General features: G+C 29.0%; 18 protein-coding genes and 1 pseudogene. 3 read left to right on the top strand and 16 right to left on the bottom strand.

Going from position 1 to position 17,705, the window contains the following annotated elements:
• From BN1865_RS01130 to BN1865_RS01065, 15 genes and pseudogenes are all read right to left on the bottom strand, one after another.
• Positions 1-262: pseudogene (locus BN1865_RS01130) on the bottom strand (UDP-glucose 6-dehydrogenase); the annotation flags it as partial.
• Positions 263-675: 413 nt separating this feature from the next.
• Complete coding sequence (locus tag BN1865_RS19055) at positions 676-927, bottom strand: IS1/IS1595 family N-terminal zinc-binding domain-containing protein (RefSeq protein ID WP_050635424.1); 252 nt, start codon at positions 925-927, stop codon at positions 676-678.
• A 190-nt stretch (positions 928-1,117) separates the two neighbouring features.
• On the bottom strand, positions 1,118-1,927 hold the full coding sequence (locus BN1865_RS01120) for a glycosyltransferase (protein WP_050635423.1): 810 nt from the start codon (positions 1,925-1,927) through the stop codon (positions 1,118-1,120).
• Complete coding sequence (locus BN1865_RS18255) at positions 1,921-2,085, bottom strand: hypothetical protein (RefSeq protein ID WP_157844066.1); 165 nt, start codon at positions 2,083-2,085, stop codon at positions 1,921-1,923. Before BN1865_RS18255 ends, BN1865_RS01120 begins: the two co-directional genes overlap by 7 nt.
• Positions 2,086-2,115: 30 nt before the next feature.
• Complete coding sequence (gene wecB / locus BN1865_RS01115; RefSeq protein ID WP_304438547.1) at positions 2,116-3,192, bottom strand: non-hydrolyzing UDP-N-acetylglucosamine 2-epimerase; 1,077 nt, start codon at positions 3,190-3,192, stop codon at positions 2,116-2,118.
• Between the two features lie 140 nt (positions 3,193-3,332).
• Entirely contained in the window at positions 3,333-4,550 is a 1,218-nt protein-coding gene (locus BN1865_RS01110; RefSeq protein WP_050635421.1) for a hypothetical protein, read from the bottom strand.
• Positions 4,544-5,671 carry a glycosyltransferase gene (locus BN1865_RS01105; RefSeq protein ID WP_050635420.1) on the bottom strand — a complete coding sequence of 376 codons (1,128 nt, stop codon included), beginning with the start codon at positions 5,669-5,671 and terminating at the stop codon, positions 4,544-4,546. The genes BN1865_RS01110 and BN1865_RS01105 overlap by 7 nt, the downstream gene beginning before the upstream one ends.
• Positions 5,672-5,704: 33 nt before the next feature.
• Positions 5,705-6,868 (bottom strand): glycosyltransferase family 4 protein, encoded by a 1,164-nt coding sequence (locus BN1865_RS01100; RefSeq protein ID WP_050635419.1) that lies wholly within the window; start codon positions 6,866-6,868, stop codon positions 5,705-5,707.
• Positions 6,869-6,873: 5 nt separating this feature from the next.
• Positions 6,874-8,016, bottom strand: a complete 1,143-nt coding sequence (locus BN1865_RS01095; RefSeq protein ID WP_050635418.1) for an ATP-grasp domain-containing protein — start codon at positions 8,014-8,016, stop codon at positions 6,874-6,876.
• A 1-nt stretch (position 8,017) separates the two neighbouring features.
• Positions 8,018-8,641 carry a sugar transferase gene (locus BN1865_RS01090; protein ID WP_050635417.1) on the bottom strand — a complete coding sequence of 208 codons (624 nt, stop codon included), beginning with the start codon at positions 8,639-8,641 and terminating at the stop codon, positions 8,018-8,020.
• Positions 8,642-8,654: 13 nt separating this feature from the next.
• Entirely contained in the window at positions 8,655-9,653 is a 999-nt protein-coding gene (locus BN1865_RS01085; RefSeq protein WP_050635416.1) for an NAD-dependent epimerase/dehydratase family protein, read from the bottom strand.
• On the bottom strand, positions 9,644-10,852 hold the full coding sequence (locus BN1865_RS01080) for a DegT/DnrJ/EryC1/StrS family aminotransferase (protein ID WP_050635415.1): 1,209 nt from the start codon (positions 10,850-10,852) through the stop codon (positions 9,644-9,646). Before BN1865_RS01080 ends, BN1865_RS01085 begins: the two co-directional genes overlap by 10 nt.
• Before the next feature lie 150 nt (positions 10,853-11,002).
• Positions 11,003-11,515 carry a hypothetical protein gene (locus BN1865_RS01075; protein WP_050635414.1) on the bottom strand — a complete coding sequence of 171 codons (513 nt, stop codon included), beginning with the start codon at positions 11,513-11,515 and terminating at the stop codon, positions 11,003-11,005.
• Positions 11,516-11,839: 324 nt separating this feature from the next.
• Positions 11,840-12,910, bottom strand: a complete 1,071-nt coding sequence (locus tag BN1865_RS01070; protein WP_050635413.1) for a tyrosine-type recombinase/integrase — start codon at positions 12,908-12,910, stop codon at positions 11,840-11,842.
• A gap of 87 nt (positions 12,911-12,997) precedes the next feature.
• Positions 12,998-13,906 carry an AEC family transporter gene (locus BN1865_RS01065; RefSeq protein ID WP_050635412.1) on the bottom strand — a complete coding sequence of 303 codons (909 nt, stop codon included), beginning with the start codon at positions 13,904-13,906 and terminating at the stop codon, positions 12,998-13,000.
• 130 nt (positions 13,907-14,036) lie between these two features.
• Between BN1865_RS01065 and BN1865_RS01060 the strand changes: the two genes are divergently transcribed.
• Positions 14,037-14,807 (top strand): Cof-type HAD-IIB family hydrolase, encoded by a 771-nt coding sequence (locus BN1865_RS01060; RefSeq protein ID WP_050635411.1) that lies wholly within the window; start codon positions 14,037-14,039, stop codon positions 14,805-14,807.
• Positions 14,808-15,286: 479 nt separating this feature from the next.
• On the opposite strand, the gene BN1865_RS18895 is transcribed toward BN1865_RS01060, so the two are convergent.
• Positions 15,287-15,418, bottom strand: a complete 132-nt coding sequence (locus BN1865_RS18895; protein ID WP_255351744.1) for a hypothetical protein — start codon at positions 15,416-15,418, stop codon at positions 15,287-15,289.
• Positions 15,419-15,964: 546 nt separating this feature from the next.
• Between BN1865_RS18895 and BN1865_RS18530 the strand changes: the two genes are divergently transcribed.
• Together BN1865_RS18530 and BN1865_RS19050 are read left to right on the top strand one after the other, a co-directional pair.
• Complete coding sequence (locus tag BN1865_RS18530) at positions 15,965-17,050, top strand: reverse transcriptase/maturase family protein (RefSeq protein WP_198527216.1); 1,086 nt, start codon at positions 15,965-15,967, stop codon at positions 17,048-17,050.
• Positions 16,992-17,705: a group II intron reverse transcriptase/maturase gene (locus BN1865_RS19050; protein ID WP_445082200.1), complete on the top strand. Its 714-nt coding sequence runs from the start codon at positions 16,992-16,994 to the stop codon at positions 17,703-17,705. The genes BN1865_RS18530 and BN1865_RS19050 overlap by 59 nt, the downstream gene beginning before the upstream one ends.

Here is a 17,705-nt window from a genome sequence, read left to right as displayed (position 1 = left end):
ACTCATCATAGTTAGTAGGAGTACTGATGACGATAAACTTTGCATTTTTAAAAGCAACATCTTTATCAAGAGTTGCTTTTAGTGTTAAATCCTTATTTTTTAAATAATCTTCAATTTCCTTATCCTGGATAGGTGAGATATGATTATTGATCATATCCACCTTTTCCCTGATAATATCTAAAGCGACAACATCATGATGCTGTGCCAATAATGTAGCGATGCTTAATCCTACATATCCTGTTCCTGCAACTGCTATTTTCATTTTTACCTCCATTCCCAAACGTTTGATATTACGCGAACACAAATATTTTTTCAAAATAAAACCATTAAATTTTCAAACAGTATCAACCAAAATTATGAGATGAAATAAAAAACGTGGGTTCCTATACAAATAGAATTATATGCATTTTATAAATCATTATTACCTACGCAAAAACAAATAATTACGAATAAAAGTTTTGTAACTAATCGTTTTATTCAGCTTAGTAAATAAATTAGATTATACCCAAAATGTAATCTCTCTTATTTTAACGAAAGTAGGAATGATTTTTAATCAATTTGTTAAGACATGAATACTTACAACACCACTAAAGTGATTACATTTAATTATACCTTTATCTTCACTCATAATAATCAAATATTTCAGCCATATAAGAGAAGAAAATTTAGTATTATCTAATATAGACCCTTTACTGTTGAAAACAATTTATTGCAGTTAGTGCATTTCCGTCTTTGCAAGCCATTTTTATAATACCCATTCTTAATGATATGATACTCTTCACAATAAAGACATTTTACTATATAAGCAAATATTGATTCTAATGCATCAATATGAATTTGGGTATAATCACATAATAAATGTTGATCTCTAACAAATTTTACTAGTAATTCAAAGTCGTTTGAGTTAAGTATGCAAAGACCTTTCATAAAATTTCACCGTCCTATGCTGATTTTATAAATTGCTGCAATGACGTTTGGTATATATTATATTGTTCTTATATCTGAACCTTTATTTTGTTATACTGTACAAAAAAATCATCATAAGAATCTGTATTTAAATACTTTATACAAATATATCAAATTTATTAATTAAATTTCTGATATTTACTCTTCCTTGTCATATTTTCTTGAAAACAACGTTTTCAAGAAAATAATATATTTTTTTTTGATGTGCATATATATATCTTAATATTTTAAAACATTTGGAAAAAATTAAACTATATGTTATTGAATCTTTACTAACAAAAAAACCGTCTTTAACTTGAAATTTAGCATTTTCTACCATTGACTGAATATCTTGACTGATTCTTCCATTGCTTTTAATATATTCATAAATATTTTTATCCGAAAATTTAGAAAATGAAAAATTAAGTTTTGCAACATCGTTAAAAGTATTCAACCCAAGATAATGCAAAATTTTAACATTGCCTATATATTTTAATCCTAAATCACATTGACAATTATACTCGTTTGGAAGTACTTGAATTAATCCGCTATATATATTATTAAGATGATTGAGTGTACCTTGATCAAAAGTTAATCCCTTTTCATAATATAAAATATATTGTTTTTCCCAATCTTTAAAAAATTTCCGTGTGAGTAAATTATCTTTCACATATATAACACCACTATTAAAATAGTAATCTCCCACCCCCATTTTCAAATTATATTTATCAAGTGTATTTTTTAAGCCATTAATACTATAAAATTTTGATAGCACATCATTTCCTTCTAAAGCCATAGCAATACTACAAGACAACTCATCTAGACAGAGTAAATCACCACAGATGACTGTATCAACATCTATGAATAATAAATCACCATCTATTTCATTTCTAAATGATGTTTTTAAAATTCTAGATCTCTTTTTTTTATCAATATTTTTATCAAATTGTTTAACTATAATTTGGTCTATATATTTCAACATTTTTTTCTATTATCAATCTTAAATGATTCATTTGTATCATTATCGGTATATAAGATACTGGTAACCTCATTATATTTTTTTAATGAATAGGATGATAAATACAATTCTTCTAAAAAGTAATCTTTTTCATCACTTGTTAATACATATACGACCTTCATAAACTTAATACCATATTTGTTTCCTTCCCTTTATAATAAAATGTCAACTATTTTATTACTTGCATAACCATCACCATAAGGATTAGATGCACATGACATTTTTTCATATTCATTTTGATTCACCAATAACAGTTTAAACGCTCTATATATTTTTTCTTCATTTGTTCCAACTAATTTTATAGTACCAGCTTTAACACCTTCTGGTCTTTCTGTAGTATCTCTCATAACTAATACCGGTTTGCCTAATGACGGAGCTTCTTCTTGAATACCTCCACTATCAGTGAGTATCATATAACTTCTAGCTAGAAAATTGTGAAAATCTAAAACATCTAACGGTTCAATAATATGTACTCTATCACAATTACTCAGTTCTTCTTTAGCGATTTGTCTAACCACTGGATTCATATGAATTGGATAGATTACCTTAACATCATCATGTTCATCTATAATTCTTCTAATTGCCCTAAACATATGATGCATTGGTTCTCCAAAATTTTCTCTTCTATGCGCTGTTAACATAATAAGTTTAGACCCTATTGCCCATTCTAACTCTGGGTGATTATAATCATCCTTTATTGTAGTTCGCAGAGCATCAATAGCAGTATTTCCAGTCACAAATACACTCTCTTCATTTGCACCTTCATTCAATAAATTTTGTTTACTCATTTCAGTTGGAGCAAAATTATATTTTGCTATAATACTAACAACTCTTCTGTTAAATTCTTCCGGAAAAGGTGAATAGATATCATAAGTCCTCAGTCCTGCTTCCACATGTCCTACAGGAATCTGCAAATAAAAACAAGCTAATGCTGTAGCAAAGGTAGTTGATGTATCTCCATGTACTAACACTATATCAGGATTAACTTCTTTTAGAACTTCATTAATTTTATTTAATATATTTGTAGTAACATCAAATAAAGTTTGTTTATCTTTCATAATAGATAAATCATAATCCGGTTTAACGTTAAATGCATGTAATACCTGATCTAACATTTCTCTATGTTGTCCTGTTACACAAACAGTAGTTTCAATACTATCTCTAGTCTTTAATTCATTTACTAATGGACACATCTTTATTGCTTCTGGGCGTGTCCCAAATACTAACATTATTTTTTTCATTTTAACTCCTCAAAATTATTAATTTTATTTATCATCCACACATATATATGATTTGATAAAATATATAAATTAAATACTCATCAAATTTTAATAGATAGAAGTATTTAATAAATTATATGCCTTAACTATTAAATACTAGCAATTAATCCTATAATAAACACAAAACTCAATATGACAGCATAATCTACAAGATGCTTCCTTATAAATATATAATCATAATAAGAAAAAAAGGTCGTTGTAGAAATAACATAAATTACAGCTCTAAATCTCAATTCAAGTGAACCTCCATATTGCATAGAATATAGAATAATATATATAATAAAAATTCCTAAAAAACATTGTCCAATAAGATTTTTTTTATTTTTTTTCTTATATATTAATATTACAATCATATATGCCATAAAGAACCACCAAATTAATGATCCTAGAAACGAACATATATTTCCTATTGTTGTTGTATAAAGGAAATATTTTGAACCTAATATTGAACGCAATGGTCCAGGACCAAGAAGAATTTTAAATGGTGATAAAAAATTAGAAATATATCCATTTTTCAACGTGTTTTCAAGCATAATAGGTAACCATAGATTAATACTACTAAAATATTTACTTAAAAATAAAGTAGCAAATACAATTAAAATTAAAAATAATAATATCATTTTTAACGCCCTATCTTTTTTTATAGTTTCTCTTTTATAATTAAAATAAATAATTAGCAGTATTAATATATTAAGAAAACTCCAAGGTCTTATTTTAACAGATATGTATAATATTATGCCTATATACACTATATAAATTTTATTTTTATTTTCTATAAATCGAATAAAAAAAAGTACTAAAAGTACAGTTAAGAATAAGATTAGAGCATCTTTCATATTTCTAATAAGTGAATATATTATCAGTGGATTGTTTAATAAGAAAAAAAGATAGAATTTTATTGTAGATGCTCGTATATTAATTTTATCTAAAAGATATGCAAAAATAAAAATCGTATTATTCAACAATAATAAATTTGATAGGTTAAGAAGAATTGGAGATTGAAATAACGAAGTTTTCTGAATTAAATAACAAAATAATACATAAAAAGTTTGTCCACCTGTAATTTTATCAATTAACGAATAATTATTTATGTCAGCAAGTAATAGCTTTGTCTGTTCCCAATAATTGTATGCATCACTATAGTATACTTCTCTACCAAGAGTCGTTAATTCTATTCGGTAACATATTAAAATTAACAATTGAATAAATAGGGTAAAAATTAACAATTTATAATTAAACAATCTTTTTTTTAACAGCCTTTTACTTAGTAATATATACATGAGTATCTCGATAACAATGATTAACATTTATCTTTCTCCAAATCATCATAAAGATATACTAGCCTTTTGCTCATTTCTTCCCATGAAAAATTAATTTCATAATACTCTTTTATAGTTTCTGATTGTAATTTCCAATAATCAATTTCATTAACTATTTTGGCTAATGCATTTCGTAATGATTCCTTATTATCCTCAATAGTCAAACCTAAGTGGTTGGAATCAACAAGTTCACTCATCCCACTATTCTTTATCATTATTGTCGGCTTACCTAGAAAACCTGCTTCATAGAATTTGTTTGGAGCTGCATAAACATGATTTTTTACTCTTGGACTATATAAAGCTGGAATTATATCGCATTTTTGTTCTAAATAGATAGTCTTTTGATACGGAATCTTTCCATAAAAAACAATATTCTCATATTTATTTGAAGCGTCAGAAATAAAACTATCAAGTGGTCCAAACCCTCCTATATGCAATTCCATCGAACTATCTTTTTTTACTACCTCTACAAGTTCCCTAATCATTCTATTTTCCCCTAAAATTCCAACATAAACTATTTTTACTCTATTTGAAAATTGGAATTTATAATCTTTTACCTCAAATTTCATTGGAGAATTATGTATAATACAAATTTTATTAGTTTTAATATTTGATATCTGTTTTAATCTTTTTTCAGAACAAATTATTGAATAATCCGAATGATTAAAAAGGTAATTTTCAATAAACTCAATTACTTTTTTTATAAAATTTGGAACATTAAAAGAATGAGCATAATAATCATAAATATCATAAACAAAAAATTTTTTTGATTTGAATAAATAACTAATAAAACCAGTATCAAAATCACATGCATGTATTACTTCATAATCTTTGTGGCTTTTTAAATGCCTTACTATTTGATATTGAAATTTTATTAATGGAAAAAAATTCATTTTTATTCCTCCACCATATGTTGCTTTTATTCCAATACGATAAATATCACAAAAATTATCAAATAATTCTTTTTTTTCTTTCTTTTCCTGATAATTTGAATCTCTATCCCAACATAGTATTGTAACGTTATGTCCAGCATTAATTAATGTATTAACTTCTTTTTCTAATCGAGAATCTGGAGATACCGGATTACTTCTTATAAACAAAACTCTCAAATCTATCATCTCCTCTACAAATCAACAAATTGTTTATATCTCAGATACTTCTAAGTATATCTTTTTAATCAAGTTATTAACCCCCTTAACATCATACGCTTTTATTCGCTCTAGATTAATATTACTCATTTCTTTTCTTAGATTGGGATTATTAACTAATAAATTTATTCTGGCACCTATTTCTTTGTAATCTTTAGGTGATACCAAAAAACCACCTTCATTATGATTAATCAAATCCCTATTTCCTCTAACATCACTTACAATACAAGGCAATCCAACTGACATTGCTTCCATCAACGCTCTTGGTAAACCTTCCCTTTTAGATGTTGATAAATAACAATCTGAAACTTTCAATAATTTGAATACGTCTTCTCTGTATCCTAAAAAATGAATTTGCTTTTCTACATTTAATTTTTTAGCTAGCTTTTCTAATTTTTTTCTTTTCTTCCCATCACCACAAATTAGAAAATGAATATTTTTATTTTTAGTCTGATGAATAGCTTTAATACACATTTCATAGTTTTTATTTTTTTCTATTCTTCCAACTCCTATGCAAACAAATTCATCCATATTTATATTCATTGATTTTCGTGCATCTAATCTATTTAAATCAATATTAGAAATTTCTTCTATATTTATACCTACACCATTGACTTTATAAACTTTACCATTATTTCTTAATTTCATTTTTAATGCATTCTGATAATCTTCTTCATTCATTGTTATAATAACATCTGTCCAATGTGCTAGAAAAAACTCAATCCATTTTATAATTGTATTATAAAATAAAGGTGCTCCTTTATAAAAATGAAAGCCATGAGCTGTATATATAACTTTAGGTACCTTATATTTCTTGCCACATACTCTTCCTATAAAGCCACCAATAGGTGTGTTACAATGAATGACTTCTACCTCACCTTTTTTTAATATCTCACACAGATTTTTATAAGCAATATAATTATCCTTGAAAGCAAATATACTTCTAAATGTATGAGAGTCATAAAAAGTAATATCCATTTCAGGACATTTGAGTTTTTCTGGATATTTTCTATTAACACCCAATATAACATCATATCCCATTTCATTTGCTATTTTTAGACATGGTCTATTTACATTGGATAACTTTATATCCTCTAATGACTCATACTCATCTTGATTAGGTTTCGTACTATTAGAAATAAATACATATTTAGACAATGAAATCATCTCCTCTCATTTATTCTTTGAATTTCCGATATTACACTATCTAATTCGTCCAGATTCATAGTTTGAATAATATAATATCCTCTTCTGTCATTACTTGATTTTATATCACTTAATTGTATATCTTTATTAAAATAATAAGTCACTTTAGTTTTAAATTCTTCTGGAATTTCTAGCTCATCATTAATATATCTAATCGCCGAACTTTTCAAAAACAACTTTTTAATATCTACAGGAAAGTTTAAAGCGTTTTTTATAGTTAATTCAACCATATTAACCCCTGTTGATAATGGAACTAAATCAGTAGTAATATAATCTCCACCTAACCTTGCTCCAATCTCAACAATTTTTGGTCCTTGTTCTGTAACTTTAATCTCTACATGTGCTGGACCATTATCAATATTTAATGCTTGTATTCCCTTTATAGCAACTTTTCTAATTTGAGATTGTATATCATTTGGTAATGATGAAGGTTGGGTGTGACCCATTTCTACAAAGTATGGCGCTCCAGTTGTTATTTTATCTGTAATTTGAATAATATTTACTTCACCATTTATTACAAAGGCCTCTACACTAACTTCTGGGCCTTTCATAAATTCTTCTACCAGCACAATATTGTCAGTACTATATTGTTTTGAATAACTATATGCATCTTGTAGATTTTTATTTTCGTCATATAAATATATTCCTCTACTTCCAGAGTTATTTGATGGCTTAAAAATACATTCACCTTGGATACTATTGACTGCATGTTCTACATCTTCGTATGTTCTACATATAAAAAATTGAGGAATTGGCACGTTATTTTCAAACAATGCTTTCCTCATTAGACCTTTATCAGTTGCTTTTAAAGCTGTTTCATACGAAATCGTATTTAATCCTAATTTTTCACCAACCCTAGCTACTACTGTCATTGGTCGATCGCTACAAATAGTCATAATACCGTCAATTTTTTCGAATTTTGCTATTTCTAAAACTTTATCATAATCTAATGTACTTACTTCGTAAAATTTTGAGGCCTCATTTCTCCCAATAGCATTAGCGTCAAAATCAAGTACTATTGTTTCTATTCCCATACTATTTGCACATTGAATAGCTGGTAATTGCAATTCACTTGCACCTAATATCATTATCTTTTTCATATTATTTCTCCTCAAGTTCAACAATAGTCTCTTCTTTATTAGTATCTCGATAAATATTTTTTGAATGAAGCACACTCACAATAGTCATAAATATAATTTTTACATCAAAAAAGAAAGACATTTTATTAACATATATAATATCGTTTTGTAATTTTTCTTTAGTTGAAACGGAGTTTCGATTAATTGCTTGGTTATATCCAGTAATGCCAGGCCTAACACTGAGTATTACTCTTTCTTCATCAGTATATTCACTTAAGTAAAAAGCACTATCTGGTCTTGGGCCTATAAAAGCCATATCGCCTAGTAACACATTAAAAAACTGTGGCACTTCATCCAAACTTGTTCTTCTTAAAAATTTACCAACTTTAGTTACTCTCGGATCATTCTCAGCATTATAAGTTGATCCATCGTCATATCTTAAATCAGGAGCATTAACCTTCATAGATCTAAATTTGAACATTTTAAATATTTTCCCATGATATCCTATTCTTTCTCCAAAATAAAAAACTGGTCCTCCATCATCTAATTTTATTGCAATACCTACAATAATTATTAATAACAGTAGAATTGGTAAAATAATTAATGATATTAAAAAATCGATAAATCTTTTTATTCTATTGTACATTTGTTTCTCCCCACTAATATTTAAACAAATCAATATATTTGTTTGCCTGCAAATCCTTTTTATAATCTTCCATCATTACTCTAAAATCAGAGTATTTGGGATTATATCCAAAATCTCTATTTGCTTTTTCAATGGAAAAAAGAAATGATTTTGAATGATTGGCTATTTCTGGTTTTAGTATAATATTTGATTTTTTTTCAGTTTTAAATATTTCCGCCATTATATTTGCTTGCTCTAACAACGATAATCCTCTACCAGAAGTTATATTATATAGCCCATATGTTTTTTCACTCTTAAGTGCTAGGTAAAAAGCCTTAGCTACATCTTTGATATACACGACATCCCTAATCGTTGATGAATCCCCAAATATACAAATATCTTCTCCATTAATAGAATTATCCAAAAATATTTGGAAACCCGATTTCTGTTGTTGACCATTAACACTATAATAGCCATGTGGTCCAACTCCTAAAACCATCGGAAATCTAAATACTGCATTTCTCATTCCATATTGTTGATTATAATATTCAAGCACATCATTGGCAGCATTCTTAGAAAAAACATATACTGCATGGTCTCCATCATATTTGTAATTTCTTGGTTCTTCTTCTGTAAGTGCCCTATCTTTTGACCATGAATTTATCACATCGGCATATGATGTTGTAGAAATAACTCTTTTTATACCATTTTCTCTACAATATTCTAATAAATTTATAGTTCCTATAGTATTTACTAGAAAGTAATCAGCAGCATTTTCTTCACACTGACCCAAATTTACATTTGCAGGTAATAGCCCACCCAATAAAATAACACCTTCTATATTTTTTTTAGGTAAACTATTAAAATCATCTTTATTAGTTAAATCCAAATTGTAATATGGAACTCCTTTTGAAAGAAAATAATTTTTAAATTTATTATTTCTGCCCGTTACGGCTATTTTACAATTGTGAGATAGTAGTTCATCAACTACATATACTCCTATAAAACTTGTCCCACCTACTATTAAATACATCCAATTACCTCCTTTATACACTGAATCACATAATTGACATCCTCATCACTTAGATGTGTATGAAGTGGCAATGTGATTTCATTCTTATACATATCATAGGCATTTGGATAGTCCTTAATATCAAAGCCAAGATTCTTATATGCTGTTAATAATGGCAATGGCTTATAATGCACATTGCATGCTATGCCTTTCTCTGCCATCTTCTCTATAATATGATTTCTCTGTTCTAGATTTAATCCTGGAATTCTTGTGAGATACAGGTGTCCACTTGACTGATGATCATCGCTATAATGATTGAGCACCTCTATCCCCAATGGCTTAAGTGTCACATTATATTGAGATATAATCTCTTTTCTTCTTGCTAACATTTCTGGATATCTCTTAAATTGAGCCAAGCCTATTCCACCCATAATATCTGTCATATTACATTTATAGGATGGTGACATGATATCGTATTCCCATGCTCCTAGCTTTGTCTTATTAAGCGCATCCTTTGTTTGACCATGCAATGATAACAGCTGATACTGATGATATATCCAGTCATTATCAATTTCAGGTATATCTCTCCAGACAACCGCTCCTCCTTCTGCAGTTGTTAGATTCTTCACTGCGTGGAAACTAAAAGAAGTGAAGTCTGCGACCTCACCACACATCTTTCCTTTTCTTTCTGCTCCAAATGCATGAGCTGCATCTGCCATTACAATAATTCTTCCAAATGCTTTCTGAAGCTGATTTGATGGATGAAACAATTCTTTCCTTGCTTCAACAACTTCAAATATTCTATCATAATCACACATGATACCAGCCAAATCAACTGGAATGATAACCTTTGTTCTATCCGTTATCTTATCAGCCAGCTGATCATAATCCATTTCATAGGAATCCTTGCTGACATCAACCAATACAGGTGTTGCCCCAACATGACAGATAACACTGCAAGATGCAGTATAGGTATAGGCAGATGTAATGACTTCATCACCAGGACCAACACCTAGCATTCTTAAAGTCATTTCCATACAGGCAGTTGCACTATTGAGACATACTGCTTGAGATGTATGGCAGAACTGAGCAATTTCCTTTTCGAATTCCTTGACTTTAGGACCAGTTGTAATCCATCCTGATTTTAAAGTCCCTATAACTTCATTTATCTCATTATCACCCATATCAGGTGGTGAGAATGGGATAATTCTTTTTTTCATAATTCCCCTTCAACTCCTTTCAAACGCAAAAAATCAGTTTACTATATACTTGCTTAAAATAATTACATTCTCGTATCTTGGCTTTAGAATATATAGCATTAATAATTTTTCTATTTGTTATCCTTTTAATATTATATTTTGATAATATTCCTATACAGTTTTATTCTTGATTTCTAATCCCAAACAAATATCACTATCACTAAAAGAAAATTTATATTTAAAAAAAGCTAATCGTTTATGACGATCAACTTTTCTAATCATATCTTCGCATCCTTTTAATGGTCCTTCATTAACAACAATCTTTCCATTTACAATATCTCCTGTAGAATGATCAATAGTTGTAGAATTAAATTTATTTAAAAACAATAAATCATATTCTTGTAATTTTTTTAATTTTATCTTTTGATGATGATTCAATTCAAAGATTTCTTTACATTTTACTAATGTCTTTTTAAATAAATTTAAATTACAAATCTCTAAAAAAATAATACCCTTTAAAACATCAAATTCATATATTTTCCATTCTGTACCAAAACTCTTTAATTGCTTTCTTCTTAAAATAAAAGATCTTTTTACACAAGGTAGAAAAAGATCCGAATTCAAGATATCAAGTATTTTATTTTCATTTTCAAAATTGACTTCCAATACAAACCAGTCTATCATTCTTACCTCCAAAAGACAGTAAAATCCCAGTGTAACTATATAAAAAAACAGTTACACCTTTTTCATCTATGAACATTTTAACTCCATAACATGCGCTCGTCAGTGATTATTTCATCAAAAATATTGTACTGAAGTCTGTCGTAGAATATACTATTCTAAGAGAAAAACTCAGCATAATATCTTATATAATTGATGAATTTTATAGAAATATACAATTCTATTGACTTAATAATCCAAACAACTGGTTGCAAAATATATTATTTTACCTTATAATGATACAGAAGTCGTCGATAAAGTCTAAGAATAGTATATTCTTGGACTTTTTTATTTAAAATCAACTTTATTGATCATTTCATGTTTAATCTTGAGATGAGGATGAACATAACGATTTAATGTCATATTCACACTAGAATGCCCAAGGATTTCACTTAATGTCCGATCATCCATTCCTGATTCTATACATAATGAAGCAAAAGTATGTCTTAGACTATGATAATTAATATCTTCTATTTCTAAGATTCTTAATAATTTTTTAAAATGTCTTGATAATCTTCTCGGTTCAATATAATTTGAACTTGCAGATAATATATAATCTTCTTCCTGATAATGAATTTGTTGTAATAATTCAAACATCACATGTGGGATTGGTACAATCCGTTTTGATGTTTTTGATTTAGGTGTAGAAATAACAATTGATGTTTTTTGTTGACCATCTTCTACTTTGATTCTTTGCATCGTTCCATCAATACTCATATACTGATTTTCTAAATCAATATTTTTCCCTTGCAAAGCACATATTTCCCCAATTCTTAGGCCACAGCAAAGACTTAATCCAATACCTATATATAACGGATAAGGATGATTAAAAATATATTCAACCAATTTTCTACGATCTTTTTCTTGTAATATATTCAAATGTATTGATGTTTGTTTTTTCTTAGGAACAATAATTTTACCTATTGTTTCTTCTCTTAAGCCATGATAATAAGCATACTTAAAAGTATCTTTGATAATAAAGACAATCATCTTTAAAGTACTTTCTGAAAGTCCTTCATGATTTTGTCTGCCACTACTGGCCATTTTCTCTAAAAATTGATTGATCAATAAGGCATTCACTGTTTTTATATCTTCTTTTCCCATATAAGGAATAAGATATAAATGAACTGTTGCCTGATATTTATAAAAACTCTGTGGTTTTACACTTTCTCTAATCGAAATTAGCCACCTTTCTAAAACATCCTCAAATAAGACTTTCTTTATTTTCTTTTGTGAATGATGACAATTAACAATTTCTATTTCAGGATATCTTTCTGTATAAATAGAAGTATAAATTGGTTTACCTCTTTGATCATATCCTAAAATAATTCTCACTTCATAATTATTTGATACAGACATATGTCACCTCCCTTCTCCCCTATTTTTATTTTAATCTGAAATAAAAAAAAGAGCCATAAAAATTATGGTCTCTATAAAAACAATATATTATATAAATATCAATAACAAAATAACTATGCAAACAATCGATAAAACAATACTTAATGAATTTGCCGTTGCTGACATATCACCTTGATAACCAATTTTCTTGGTGAAAACAGCTGATACTGTTGACAATGGTGCACAATATGCCATAATCAATATTTGTTTAGCTAAGATAGGCAAAGGTAACAAAAGTGTTAATCCTGAAATGAAAATTGTCCCTATAATTCTTAGTCCTAGTATCTTAAAAACATTTTTAGCTTCTGAGGCAGAAACTTGAATTTCTAACATTAATCCAATCATCAACATGGCTAAAAAACTATTACCTGCTCCAATTGTTGAAGCAATTGTCAATATTGGTGAAGGAATTTGAAGTTTAAAAATAGCAAGTATAAAAATCAAAACATAAACATCAAATGGAATTGAAGAAAATAATTTTTTAAATAATTCTGATATATCAAAATGATTTTCTCCACTTGCAACATGATCTGCTGCAGCATATGTTATTCCTAATCCCATTAAAGCATTACCAATATCAAAAGAACATAAATAGACAACTCCTAATCCTGGAAAAAAACTTTGCACAAAAGGCAAGACAAAATTTCCAATATTATAACCAGAGGTATTAATCATGTATGCCCCTTTCATTTTTGCATTATCTTTCATACTTGCTAAATAACCAATCATAATCATCATGACATTAGAAAGAATACCAATAGCAATCAATATTAAAATTGTACTATCTAAAGCAATTCCATTAGCACTCGTTAAAAGGGCACATGGTAAAGTAATATTCATGATAATCGTTGCTAAAACATTGGCATCTTCTTTTTTTAATATTTTTGCTTTTTTTAAACTATATGCAATCACAATAATCAATATAAAGGTAAAAGACTTTATCAAAACATCAAACATTGTATCCCCACACTTTCCTTGTTATTATAACAAGCAAAATAAGAAAACATAAAAATCAATCAAATTATGAAAATAATTTTTTGAATGAATACAACTTAATGGTATAATCATAACATATGGAGGAAAGATTATGATAAAAGCAATTTTCTTTGATATTGATGGAACTTTAGTGAGTTTTCAAACTCATAAAATTCCTGAAAATACATTTGATACACTAAAACAATTACAAAAAAAGGGGATCAAATTATTTATTGCAACCGGGAGAGGAAAAGATGGTCTTGATGTTTTAAAAGATTTTCCTTTTGATGGATATATTACATTAAATGGACAATATTGTTACACAAAAGAAAAAATTATATATGAAAATACAATTCAATCACAAGATTTAAAAGCCTTATTAGATTATCTTGAACAAAAACCTTTTCCTTGTGGATTCACAGAAGAACATACCAAATATTTCAATTTACGTGATGAACGTGTCGATGAAATTCATCGTATTACTCATAATGATGATCATCCTGCTGGAGATTGTTCGCAAGTTGTTCATCAAAAAATATACCAATGCATGTGTTTTGTAAATGAAAATGAAGAAAAAGAAATTTTAAAGGTTATGCCACATTGTATTTCAGCAAGATGGCATCCACTTTTTTGTGATATTTCGCCACTTGGTGGGACAAAACAACATGGGATTGATGAATTTTTGAAATATTATCATATCAATTTAGAAGAGACAATGGCTTTTGGCGATGGTGGAAATGATATTCCTATGTTAAAACATGTTGCTATTAGTATTGCTATGGGGAATGCCAACGATGAAGTCAAGACTGTCGCTGATTATGTCACTGATGATGTCGAACACGATGGTATTACAAAAGCATTAAAACATTTTCAGCTTCTCTAAATAGATTTGAAACTTTTATATCAATTTATAAGGAATGAACGTCCGTATATCAATTTGCCGATGTTCATTTTTTTTATTTCAATAAAAATCAATTTTACTGATATGAAATCACTTTTCTTTTAATAAGTATTTACTCAAAAGTATATATCTATAATAACTATCTCTATACAGATGGAGTATATCTCAACCATTCTCAGTTTCTTTGATCTGATTACCATCTTAAATGATATTATCCTAAATAGCACATATCACTCTTCCTTAATATGCATTTGAGAACTATATAAAAAAACAAATACATCACTTAATCCAGTAATGATGATATTTTGATCATCTTCCAAATCAAGTAAAATTTGAACATTATTTAAAATCTCCTTAAGATGAAAATGCAATTAAGGTTAAGACTATTATTATAAATAAATTTAAATGAAAAAAGAGTAATGAAAAATTAATCATTACTCCTTCGCCTATGAGCCTTTCTTTTAATCCACCATATACTGTTTGACTAAACTTTCATAAGGTACATTATCATTCATTAAATCACTTATTCTTTCTAATTCATCTTCATTACATTGCTTTAGATAATCTGTTGCATCTTTATGATATTTTTTCATTATAAGATGACTAAGCATTTTAATCATACCTTCTGTGCGCACGCGTCTGCGCTTAATATATATTTCTTTTGAAATCATCGCTCCTACACTGCGATGTAAAGCAACCGACTTATCTCGCGGGGATAAGCCCAACAGAGACCATAGCATGTCGGTAAAGCCATGATTAGTTCCTATCGGAACAAGTGGCCTGGCGAGCTAGGCCATATATGGTAAAACTTCCAGAGTTAAAGTCAAGTCTTGTGGTTTTATGATCACATTCAAGTAGCCACTCTTGTCTCTAAACTATATATTCAGTATAAGAAGGACTGAATATAAGTAGGTAGTTTAGCACAGTTGACATCGTCAACCCAAAAGACCAATTGGATACCTAAGTATGGAGTTACTATATTAAGTGTTACCGTGATATACCCTAGTGCTCTGGTTTTTCTTTATTTAAGCCATCACGGGTAGAGAGTCTCAATAGTAGCCCAACGATTATCTGTAATGGATAATACATGGTGAAAGGAGACAGTTTCTAATTTCTATTTTTGAAAGGAGTTGACCCGAATGAGTCATCAAAAACTTTTAACGAAACTAGAAGGTTTTCGTTCCCGTAACAGCCTCAATCACTGTTACATCAACAAGGATGTCTATCGTCTTTTATACGACAGAGATTTCTACTACATTGCCTATAACAGTATCAAATCCAATGATGGTGCTGAAACTGCCGGCAGTGATGGAACCTCTCTTCATGGATTCTGTGAGGAATGGATTGATGAGCTCATTTCATCCTTTAAAGATGAAAGTTATCATCCCCAGCCTAACAGAATCACTTACATTCCCAAGAAGAATGGAAAGATGCGCAAGCTTAGCTTTCCCAATGGAAAAGACAAGCTAGTACAGGAATGTATTCGTATCATACTCGAATGTATCTATGAACCTACATTTTCTAATCTTTCCCATAGCTTTCGTCCCAATCGCAGTGTCCATAGTGCCTTAGCTCAAGTCTCTACCTGGAAGTCTGCCGTATGGTTTATTGAAGGAGATATCTCTGCATGTTTTGATGAAATTGATCATCGTATCCTTGAATCCATCCTAAGAGAAAGAATTAATGATGAACGTTTTATCCGTCTCATCAATAAGCTACTCAAAGCAGGTTACTTCGATATGGAACACAAGTTCCTTCCAACAAAGCGAGGCAACGCTCAAGGCTCATGCAGCAGTCCAATTCTTGCGAACATCTATCTTGATAAACTGGATAGATTTATGGAAGATATCATCAAGCGTGATACAATAGGAAAATATCGTAAGAAAAATCCAAAATATAATAAACTAAGATATCAGTTCAATAAAGCCATTAGTATTCATGATGTCAAGGAAATCAAACGACTAAGGAAAGAGCTGAAAACAACCTCTTCCGTTGATAACCTTGACCCTAACTTTCGTAGGATTCGCTACGTTCGCTATGCAGACGATTTTCTGGTTGGAGTCATTTCTTCAAAAGCCTATGCCAAGCAGCTCAAACAGGAAATAAAACACTTTCTTGAAAATGAACTTCATCTGAGACTCAGCGAAGAAAAGACACTCATCACACATGCGAAGAACGAAAAGGCACACTTTCTTGGGTATCTTATCAATAGGAGGTTTCCCTGACATTGATATTCTCATCGATAACAAGAAGCTGATACGAAAGTTATATGACAAGGGAATGTGTAATGCATTTGGATATCCCACTTCCATTAAACGATTATTATATAAACCTATAGAAGATATTATTGTCTATGGCAATCAGGTTCTAAGAGGTTTAATTAACAATAACCAGGGATGCAGAAACTACTATGACATGCATAGAATTCAGTACATCATTCAGTATTCTATCGCCTATACTATTGCACGCAAGTATGATATTTCACTAAAGAAAGTCTTCAGGAAATATCATTCACAACTGATTTATTCGTATACAAATGATAAAGGTCAAGGCAAAACAATCAGGTTAGCTCTATACCATTCATTTAAAAGAGATAAAATATTCTTTCCTCAGTGGCTTAATAAAATCAAGCAATCTGTGGAATACAAATATAAAGATACGAATCCTCTCAAAAGAAACTGTTATATATGTGGCAATCCACATCAGCATATCATGTTTCATAGAAAGAAGATAAGTTTACTACGTATGCCTTATTCTCATATCATTAAAGAAATGATAAGAATAAACCGTAGACAAATATGTTTGTGTCAGGAATGTTTTACAAAGGTCAGTCAAAACCTTTTAGAATATAATCAAATCACAAAACGAAAACTCACTTAG

This window comes from Candidatus Stoquefichus sp. SB1 (genome assembly GCF_001244545.1).
GTDB lineage: Bacteria > Bacillota_I > Bacilli_A > Erysipelotrichales > Coprobacillaceae > Stoquefichus.
This window is presented reverse-complemented; position numbering and strand designations above follow the sequence as displayed.

Bases quoted from the DNA above. Each gene is read 5' to 3' on its own strand.
- BN1865_RS18255 (WP_157844066.1), bottom strand. From the start codon at position 2,085: ATGAAGGTCGTATATGTATTAACAAGTGATGAAAAAGATTACTTTTTA.
- BN1865_RS01070 (WP_050635413.1), bottom strand. From the start codon at position 12,910: ATGTCTGTATCAAATAATTATGAAGTGAGAATTATTTTAGGATATGAT.
- BN1865_RS19055 (WP_050635424.1), bottom strand. From the start codon at position 927: ATGAAAGGTCTTTGCATACTTAACTCAAACGACTTTGAATTACTAGTA.
- BN1865_RS01065 (WP_050635412.1), bottom strand. From the start codon at position 13,906: ATGTTTGATGTTTTGATAAAGTCTTTTACCTTTATATTGATTATTGTG.
- BN1865_RS01090 (WP_050635417.1), bottom strand. From the start codon at position 8,641: ATGTACAATAGAATAAAAAGATTTATCGATTTTTTAATATCATTAATT.
- BN1865_RS01075 (WP_050635414.1), bottom strand. From the start codon at position 11,515: ATGATAGACTGGTTTGTATTGGAAGTCAATTTTGAAAATGAAAATAAA.
- BN1865_RS18530 (WP_198527216.1), top strand. From the start codon at position 15,965: ATGAGTCATCAAAAACTTTTAACGAAACTAGAAGGTTTTCGTTCCCGT.
- BN1865_RS01085 (WP_050635416.1), bottom strand. From the start codon at position 9,653: ATGTATTTAATAGTAGGTGGGACAAGTTTTATAGGAGTATATGTAGTT.
- BN1865_RS01080 (WP_050635415.1), bottom strand. From the start codon at position 10,852: ATGAAAAAAAGAATTATCCCATTCTCACCACCTGATATGGGTGATAAT.
- BN1865_RS01060 (WP_050635411.1), top strand. From the start codon at position 14,037: ATGATAAAAGCAATTTTCTTTGATATTGATGGAACTTTAGTGAGTTTT.
- BN1865_RS01120 (WP_050635423.1), bottom strand. From the start codon at position 1,927: ATGTTGAAATATATAGACCAAATTATAGTTAAACAATTTGATAAAAAT.
- wecB (WP_304438547.1), bottom strand. From the start codon at position 3,192: ATGTTAGTATTTGGGACACGCCCAGAAGCAATAAAGATGTGTCCATTA.
- BN1865_RS01095 (WP_050635418.1), bottom strand. From the start codon at position 8,016: ATGAAAAAGATAATGATATTAGGTGCAAGTGAATTGCAATTACCAGCT.
- BN1865_RS01110 (WP_050635421.1), bottom strand. From the start codon at position 4,550: ATGTTAATCATTGTTATCGAGATACTCATGTATATATTACTAAGTAAA.
- BN1865_RS19050 (WP_445082200.1), top strand. From the start codon at position 16,992: ATGCGAAGAACGAAAAGGCACACTTTCTTGGGTATCTTATCAATAGGA.
- BN1865_RS18895 (WP_255351744.1), bottom strand. From the start codon at position 15,418: ATGAAAAAATATCATAAAGATGCAACAGATTATCTAAAGCAATGTAAT.